Source organism: Microcella sp., assembly GCF_033763155.1.
GTDB lineage: Bacteria > Actinomycetota > Actinomycetes > Actinomycetales > Microbacteriaceae > Microcella.
Genome location: NZ_JANRKZ010000093.1, coordinates 1 through 6,538 on the forward strand (window position 1 = coordinate 1; position 6,538 = coordinate 6,538).

The 6,538-nt window shown below is 67.3% G+C and carries 7 protein-coding genes and 1 pseudogene; 6 read left to right on the top strand and 2 right to left on the bottom strand.

Annotation, left to right across the window (positions count from 1 at the left end; all coding sequences use genetic code 11):
• The 6 genes and pseudogenes from SFU54_RS04285 to SFU54_RS04310 all read left to right on the top strand — a co-directional run.
• Positions 1-427, top strand: a pseudogene (locus tag SFU54_RS04285) (succinate dehydrogenase/fumarate reductase flavoprotein subunit); the annotation flags it as partial.
• Positions 427-1,167, top strand: coding sequence for a succinate dehydrogenase iron-sulfur subunit (locus SFU54_RS04290; protein ID WP_319015067.1), 741 nt, complete (start codon positions 427-429; stop codon positions 1,165-1,167). The pseudogene SFU54_RS04285 and the gene SFU54_RS04290, both read left to right, overlap by 1 nt.
• Before the next feature lie 63 nt (positions 1,168-1,230).
• Entirely contained in the window at positions 1,231-2,274 is a 1,044-nt protein-coding gene (locus SFU54_RS04295; protein ID WP_319015068.1) for a YihY/virulence factor BrkB family protein, read from the top strand.
• Positions 2,275-2,336: 62 nt separating this feature from the next.
• Positions 2,337-3,188 carry an exodeoxyribonuclease III gene (locus SFU54_RS04300; RefSeq protein ID WP_319015069.1) on the top strand — a complete coding sequence of 284 codons (852 nt, stop codon included), beginning with the start codon at positions 2,337-2,339 and terminating at the stop codon, positions 3,186-3,188.
• 90 nt (positions 3,189-3,278) lie between these two features.
• A complete protein-coding gene (gene trpS, locus SFU54_RS04305; RefSeq protein ID WP_319015070.1) occupies positions 3,279-4,283 on the top strand; it encodes a tryptophan--tRNA ligase in 1,005 nt (334 codons plus the stop codon).
• On the top strand, positions 4,280-5,059 hold the full coding sequence (locus SFU54_RS04310) for an HAD family hydrolase (RefSeq protein WP_319015071.1): 780 nt from the start codon (positions 4,280-4,282) through the stop codon (positions 5,057-5,059). The genes trpS and SFU54_RS04310 overlap by 4 nt, the downstream gene beginning before the upstream one ends.
• 116 nt (positions 5,060-5,175) lie before the next feature.
• Here the strand turns inward: SFU54_RS04310 and SFU54_RS04315 are convergent, their stop codons facing one another.
• Both SFU54_RS04315 and SFU54_RS04320 read right to left on the bottom strand, forming a co-directional pair.
• Positions 5,176-5,598 (bottom strand): hypothetical protein, encoded by a 423-nt coding sequence (locus SFU54_RS04315; protein WP_319015072.1) that lies wholly within the window; start codon positions 5,596-5,598, stop codon positions 5,176-5,178.
• Positions 5,599-6,207: 609 nt separating this feature from the next.
• The coding region (locus SFU54_RS04320; protein WP_319015073.1) for an FGGY-family carbohydrate kinase at positions 6,208-6,538 on the bottom strand (331 nt) is incomplete at its 5' end.

Genomic DNA, 6,538 nt, shown 5'->3' on the forward strand with positions numbered 1-6,538 from the left:
CACCGAGCGCGTCGCGGCGCTGCGCAAAGAGCTGCAGGAAGAGATGGACAAGAACGCGCAGGTGTTCCGCACCGAAGAGAGCCTCGAGAGCGTGACGAAGACCATCCAGTCGCTGCGCGAGCGCTACCAGAACATCGGTATCCACGACCGGGGCAAGCGGTTCAACACCGACCTGCTCGAGGCGATCGAGTTGGGCTTCTTGCTCGACATCGCCGAGGTCGTCGTCTACTCCGCGCGCAACCGCAAAGAGAGCCGTGGTGGCCACATGCGCGACGACTACCCCGACCGCAACGACGCCGACTACATGCAGCACACGATGGCCTACCTCACGGGCGACGCGCACAGCGCCGACGCGAGCGATCACATCCGCATGGATTGGAAGCCCGTCGTGATTACTCACTACCAGCCGATGGAGAGGAAGTACTGATGGCGACCGCCCCCGCCGAAGTCGGAGCCGTTCAGGAGTTCACCGTCACGGTCATCATCCGCCGGTTCGACCCCGAGACCGACACCGAGCCGTACTGGCAAGACTTCGATGTGCAGATGTACTCGACCGACCGCGTGCTCGATGCGTTGCACAAGGTGAAGTGGGAGCAAGACGGCACGCTGTCGTTCCGTCGCTCGTGTGCCCACGGCATTTGCGGCTCTGACGCGATGCGCATCAACGGCCGCAACCGCCTCGCGTGCAAGACGCTCATCAAAGACCTCGACATCACGAAGCCGATCTACATCGAGGCGATCAAGGGCTTGCCGCTCGAGAAAGACCTCATCGTCGACATGGAGCCGTTCTTCGCGTCGTACCGCGCCGTGCAGCCGTTCTTGCAGGCCAACTCGAAGCCCGACAAAGAGCGCATCCAGACGATCGAGCAGCGCGCGCGCTTCGACGACACGACCAAGTGCATCTTGTGCGCCGCGTGCACGTCGTCGTGCCCCGTGTTCTGGACGGACGGGCAGTACTTCGGCCCGGCCGCGATCGTCAACGCGCACCGCTTCATCTTCGATAGCCGTGACGACGCCGCTCAGGTGCGCCTCGACATCCTCAACGACAAAGAGGGCGTGTGGCGCTGCCGCACGACCTTCAACTGCTCGGAGGCCTGCCCGCGCGGCATCGAGGTCACTAAGGCGATCTCTGAAGTGAAGCAGGCGATGCTGCGGGGTCGTCCGTAGCGTTTTCGTGTCGATAGCGTTGGGCCCCGGAGGGAACTCCGGGGCCTTCGCTATGGTGGCGGGGTGAGTGAGCCTGCCGCCGACACCCGCCCTGGCTGGTGGGCGCGACTCTTCGCCTGGATCGAGCGCACCGTCGCATGGGTCATGGAGTTCAAGCCCGTCAAAGTCTTCATCGTCTTCGGCGAGAAGCGCGGTTACCTGCTCTCGGCCGGCCTCGCCTATCAGGCCGTCTTCGCTGTCTTTGCCGCGCTGTGGGTGGGGTTCTCGATCGCGGGACTCATCGTGTCGGGCAACCGCGACCTCCAGCTTGCGCTCATCGAGGTGCTGCGCCAGACCGTTCCGGGCCTCATCGACCCCGAGGGCAGTGGCGAGGGGATCGTCGACCCCGGGCTCTTGCTCGAAGCCACCATCTTCGGCTGGACGGGCGCCATCGCGCTCGTCAGCCTGTTCCTCTCGGCCCTCGGCTGGATGGCGGGCGCGCGCGACGCGATCCGCATCATGTTCGACCTGCCCGGGCCGCGCACCAACTACTACCTGCTCAAGCTCAAAGACGCGGGCCTCGCCCTGGGCTTCGGCATTCTGCTGCTGATCTCTGCGGGACTCTCCGTCAGCGGCACAGTGGCGATGGAGGGCGTGCTCGAGTGGCTGGGCATCCGCGATTCGAGCTCGACCACGGTTGTCGGGCGCGTGGTGACGCTGAGCGTCATGTTCGTTCTCGACACGTTCATGCTCGGGATGCTCTACCGCGTGCTCTCCGGAATGCGCATCCCCCTGCGGCGCCTCATCCCCGGCGCCCTCATCGGAGCCGTCGCCCTGGGCGGTCTCAAGGTGCTCGGCAACACCCTTCTCGGCGGAGCCAGCACCAACCCGCTGCTCGCCTCGTTCGCCGTGTTCGTCGGCGTGCTGATTTGGTTCAACTTTGTGAGCCAAGTGATTTTGCTCGCCGCCATGTGGATCGCCCTCGGCGTTGCCGACGACGGCGTCGTGCTCGACCCCGTGCACGAGGCGAAGCGACTCGAGGCCGCGCGGGCGTACGTCGCGGCCTTCGAACCCGAGCCGGAGCCTGCAGAACCGCCGTGGTACCGGCGGCTGTTTGGGCGGCGCTGACCGCTCGTCACGCGTCGCCCAGCGCACAGCCCGGCGTCGGGTGCCGCTCATAGACTGGGCGCATGCCGACCACTGTGCGCATCGCTTCTGTCAACGTCAACGGCATTCGCGCCTCGTTTCGCAAGGGCATGGCCGAGTGGCTCGCCGTACGCAACGTTGACGTGCTCGCGATGCAAGAGGTGCGCGCATCGACCGATGACGTCACCGGGCTGCTCGGGCCGGAGTGGCACGTGCTCCACGACGCCGCCACCGCGAAGGGCCGCGCGGGCGTCGCGATCGCCGCGCGCCGCGAGTTCGCCGCGCACCGTGTGGCACTCGGCCCCGACGACTTCGACTCCGCCGGCCGGTGGCTCGAGGCCGACCTCGACATCAACGGCACGACACTGACTGTCGTCAGCTGCTACGTGCACTCGGGCGAGGTCGACACCCCCAAGCAGGTCGAGAAGTACAAGTTCTTAGAGGCGATGACCGAGCGCCTCCCGCTGCTCGCCGCGCACACGCCCTACGCGCTCGTCGTCGGCGACCTCAATGTGGGTCACCGCGAACTCGACATCAAGAACTGGCGCGGCAACCGCAAGAACGCGGGCTTCTTGCTCGAGGAGCGCGCCTACTTCGACCGGTTCTTTGGCGAGCGGGATGCTCCCATCGAGTGCGTCGATGGCACGACGCGAAGCGGCCTCGGGTGGGTCGACGTCGGCCGCGTGCACGCCGGAGAGGCGCCCGGCCCCTACACCTGGTGGTCCCAGCGCGGCCAGGCCTTCGACACCGACACCGGGTGGCGCATCGACTACCACGTGGCAACTCCGGCTCTTGCCGCGACCGTGCAGGCCTACGCCGTCGATCGCGCGCCGTCGTGGGACACCCGGTGGAGCGACCACGCGCCCGTGGTGGTCGACTACGCGCTGGAGCTATGACGATCGCATCGCGATCGTGCGACGCCAGCGCCGACGAGGCTGTGCCTCGTCGGGTCACTCGAGCCGAGCATCCACTGAGACAATGAACCTATGAGTCTTCCGCGCCTGTTCTCGGGCATGCAGCCCTCCGCCGCCAGCCTGCACCTCGGCAACTACGCCGGAGCCCTGCTGCAGTGGCGTGACATGCAGGCGACCCACGACGCCGTGTTCTGCGTCGTCGACCTGCACGCCATCACGGTGCCGCAAGACCCGGCTGCCCTGCGCGAGCAGACCCGCCGCACGGCAGCGCAATACATCGCCGCGGGCATCGACCCCGAGCACTCGACGCTCTTCGTGCAGTCGCACGTGAGCGCGCACGCGCAACTCGCCTGGGTGCTCAACACCATCACGGGCTTCGGCGAGGCCTCGCGCATGACGCAGTTCAAAGACAAGTCGGCGAAGGGCGGGGCCGACCTGGCATCGGTCGGGCTCTTCACCTACCCGATCTTGCAAGCCGCCGACATCTTGCTCTACGACGCCGTCGTCGTGCCCGTCGGCGAAGACCAGCGGCAGCACATCGAACTCACGCGCGACCTCGCCGCACGCTTCAACGCGCGCTTCGGCGACACCCTCGTCGTGCCCGAGGTGCGCATCCTGAAAGAGACCGCCAAGGTGTACGACCTGCAGAACCCGGGGTCGAAAATGTCGAAGTCGGGCGAGAGCCCCGCGGGCATCCTGTGGCTCATGGACGAGCCCTCGGTGCTCACCAAGAAGGTCAAGTCGGCCGTGACCGACTCGTCGGGCGTCGTGTCATTCGACCCGGTCGAGAAGCCTGGGGTTTCGAACCTGCTGTCGATTCTCGCCCTGCTGACGGGCCAGACGACGGATGCCCTCGTCGCGTCATTCGACGGCCTCCAGTACGGCGCGCTCAAGACGGCAGTTGCCGAGGCCGTCGTCGAGGCGTTCACGCCGATCCGCACCCGCACCCTGGAGCTGCTCGACGACCCCGCCGAGCTCGACCGCCTGCTCGCGCTCAACGCCTCGCGTGCCGAAGAGATCGCCGATGCCACGCTGACGCGCGTGTACGACGCGCTCGGCTTCTTGCCGCGCGCGTGAGCCGCGCCATCGAGGTCGTGCTCTTCGACCTCGACGACACCCTCATGGCGCACACCCGTGCGGTCGAAGAGGCGATCACGCTCGCGCAGTCGACAGCAGGCGGAACCTTCGCGGCCGACGACACCGCCGCCGTGCAGCGCCGCTGGGCTGAGCTCGAAGAGCGGCACTACACGCGCTACCTCACGGGCGAGCTCACCTACCTGGGCCAACGCGTCGCGCGAGCCCGCGACCTGCTCGCGCCCTACGGCATCGAGGTCACCGACGACGAGGCGCTCGCCTGGTTCGAGCGCTACCTGGTCGGCTACCGCGAGGCCTGGAGGCTGTTCGACGACGTGCTCCCTGCGCTCGACGCCCTGCCGCCCGTGCGCGTTGGCATCATCACCAATGGCGACCTCGACTTTCAGATCGACAAGCTGCGGCGCATTGACCTCTGGGATCGCCTCGACCTCACGGCGGTGCGCGCCGACGGGTCGATCGACGAACCGGCCCGGCAGGGCCGCGTTATCGCGTCGGGCGAGCTGGGTGTCACCAAGCCCGACCCGCGCATCTTCCACGCCGCGGCCCGCGCGTTCGGGGTTGAGCCTTCGCAGTGCGCGTATGTGGGCGACCGGGTGCGCACCGACGCCGTCGGGGCGCACGACGCGGGGATGCTCGGCATCTGGCTCGACCGCGGCCGCGATCGCAACCCGCTGACCGACCACGCCGAGGGCGATGCGCCCGCGGGCGTGCCGAGCATCCCGAGCCTGCTTGCCCTGCCCGCCCTCTTGACCCGCTAGTTCGGCGAACAGCGCCCCGCGAACGCGTGTACGAACGTCTGCAGAATCGGGTCGAGAGATGCGGAACAGGTTCAACCGTCACGTTCTGCAGACGTTGGTACCCGCGAACCGTGGACTCACGCCTCGATCAGAACGCGCGGACGACGAAGCGCCTGCCGCACAGCACCCACCACGAGCTCTGCTTGCATCATCGCGTGTGTGTAGTCGACCCGAACAACTCCGAGGCCTGAGGCGAGCGCCGCGAGGTCTCGACCATAGTCTCGACTTTGCTCACCCTGGTGCCAGCGGCGGCCATCGACTTCCACGATGACGCGACCGTCGACGAGCAGATCTACTCGGCCGACTCCCGGGATCCAGACCTGAGACGTGCACGTGAGTCCGGCCTCGACGAGAGCCACCCGCACGAGCGACTCGATCCCCGACTCGCTTCGCGCGTCGAACAACGACGTGGGAATGCGACGGCACATCGGCACACGCGCGAGGATGGCGTGCAACTCACGTTCCGACACCAAACCCGCGTACAGAGCGCTGTCAATCACTGCGATCGCGGTAGCACGCGGCTGGCAGCGGACGACGTGGGCGAGTGAGTCGACGAGGCTGGTGCGTGTGGGTTCGCGAGCGGCAACTGTTGGCCACCAGTGCGCCACTGGCCCCGATGCGCGGCGTCGTGATCGAGAGCGGTCGAAGTGAACGTGTACGCGCGCGTCCGATGGGTGCCAAAGGCCGAGCGACTGGGCCGCCGATACGCAGCCGAGCACGCCGCCGGCGCGAACGGCATGCTGAACACCGCCAGGTAGCTCTGGGGAGCAATAGACACCACGCCGAAGGCGCACGACGCTGCCGGCTTCAACCAGCTGATCGAGACGTCGCCGCGAAACCAACGCCAAGAGCTCGTCTCGCCCGTAGAGGGCGCCGGGGTTAAGCAGAGTCACACCCCGGATTCTGCGCGTGCACAGCATGGGCGGGTGCGAAACCTCAGCACCGGCGCGCAGCCGCGGCAACTGCGCGTCTCGGGGAGGAGGGGCGCGGGCACTAACGTCTGCAGCATCCGCCGAGCAGCGTCGCGCATGGCCAGGGAAGCCGTTCTGCAGACGTTGGTGCCCAGACAGACGAGCAAGGTCGCTGAAGCGAAGACCCGAGCGGGCGAACTACACCGATGTGTCGTCGTCGACCCAGTCGAGCGTGCGGGTCACGGCCTTCTTCCACACGCGGAGGCGGCGCTCGCGTTCTGCCTCGTCCATCGTGGGGAGCCAGCGCCGGTCTTCGTGCCACAGCGCGGTCAACTCGTCGCGCGACGACCAGAATCCGACGGCGAGGCCGGCGGCGTAGGCGGCACCCAGCGCGGTCGTCTCGATGATGCGCGGCCGCACGACCGGAATGCCCAGGATGTCAGCCTGAAACTGCATGAGCAGCTCGTTAGCCGTCATGCCGCCGTCAACGCGCAACTCAGCGATCGGCACAGGCACCTCACTGTCGGCG